Origin of the sequence: Chamaesiphon sp. VAR_69_metabat_338, assembly GCF_031423935.1 — a bacterium.
Classification (GTDB): Bacteria; Cyanobacteriota; Cyanobacteriia; order Cyanobacteriales; family Chamaesiphonaceae; genus Chamaesiphon.
Genome location: NZ_JANPGM010000582.1, coordinates 1 through 1,651, shown reverse-complemented (window position 1 = coordinate 1,651; position 1,651 = coordinate 1). Strand labels below are relative to the sequence as shown.

Annotated in this window: 1 protein-coding gene; it reads left to right on the top strand. The window is 50.3% G+C overall.

Translation table 11 applies throughout. The features are described from left to right. Nucleotides 1-314: 314 nt before the first annotated feature. A partial coding sequence (gene nuoL / locus RMO84_RS16035; protein WP_310489439.1) for an NADH-quinone oxidoreductase subunit L occupies nt 315-1,651 on the top strand: 1,337 nt, incomplete at its 3' end.

Genomic DNA, 1,651 nt, shown 5'->3' with positions numbered 1-1,651 from the left:
TGAGCGATTCGCAAGTATGTCCAAATTTTAAACTACGCTCTTTGTCTCACCACATTTTCCGCCAGTAGAACGGTAAATATTTACTAGCGATCGGATTGCAGCGATGGGGATCGGTATAATTGCTCATAGGACACCCGATCGACTGGATGTTCTGCTATTGACGGCTAAACATTGACGATCGACCAAGTGAAGCATAATGGATGAGGCATTAAGATCGCACTTCATACAGTTGCAACTCATTCGCCATTAAATTTTCACCAGTTATCGTCACCAATTTAGCTTGTCCATTCTCGATCGTTAGATTTAAGTACATTATGGAACCACTATACGATTATGCCTGGTTGATTCCAGTATTTCCCCTAGCTGGGGCGATGCTAGTCGGATTGGGATTGATTTCACTCAACAAAGCCACCAATAAACTGCGCGATCTCAATGCAGTGCTGATTATTTCGCTCATTGGTGCGGCGATGGTCATGTCTTTCGCCTTACTCGTCAGTCAATTTCAAGGACACCCCGTTTATACTCGATCGTTTGAATGGGCGGCTGCGGGTAGTTTTCATTTGAACATGGGTTACACGATCGACCATCTGACTTCATTGATGTTGGTCATCGTCACTACCGTCGCTGGCTTGGTGATGCTCTATACCCACGGGTATATGGCTCACGATCCTGGCTACGTGAGGTTTTATGCTTATCTGAGTTTATTTAGCTCCTCGATGTTGGGCTTAGTCGTCAGTCCCAACCTCGTCCAGGTGTATATCTTCTGGGAATTAGTCGGGATGTGCTCCTATCTGCTGATCGGCTTTTGGTACGATCGCAAAGCAGCTGCCGATGCCTGTCAAAAAGCCTTTGTCACCAACCGCGTCGGCGACTTTGGCTTGCTACTAGGGATGCTCGGACTCTACTGGGCGACTGGCAGCTTTGATTTCCAAATCATGGGCGACCGACTTCAAGAATTAGTTGCCTCTGGCGCAATTGGCGGCGGTTTAGCCGCCTTATTTGCGATCTTGGTCTTTATGGGACCAGTGGCTAAATCTGCCCAGTTCCCCCTCCACGTCTGGTTGCCAGATGCAATGGAAGGCCCCACACCGATTTCGGCACTGATCCACGCGGCGACGATGGTTGCCGCTGGGGTCTATCTGATCGCCCGCATGTATCCCGTATTCGAGCATATCCCCACCGCGATGGATACGATCGCCTGGACGGGTGCAATTACCGCGTTTCTGGGTGCCTCGATCGCAATTACCCAAAACGATATCAAAAAAGGTCTGGCCTACTCCACCATGTCCCAACTGGGCTATATGGTGATGGCACTGGGCGTCGGGGCTTACTCCGCTGGCTTATTCCACCTGATGACTCACGCTTATTTCAAAGCAATGATGTTTTTGGGTTCGGGTTCGGTGATTCACGGGATGGAAGATGTCGTCGGCCACAATCCCGCGCTGGCTCAAGACATGCGCTTAATGGGCGGGTTGCGCAAACACATGCCCATCACCGCTAGCACCTTCTTTATCGGTACCCTAGCTATTTCAGGGATTCCCCCCTTTGCAGGCTTCTGGTCGAAGGATGAAATTCTCGGTGCCACCTACGCCGCCAATCCGCTGCTCTGGGTCGTTGGTTTTGCCACGGCAGGGATAACGGCGTTTTATAT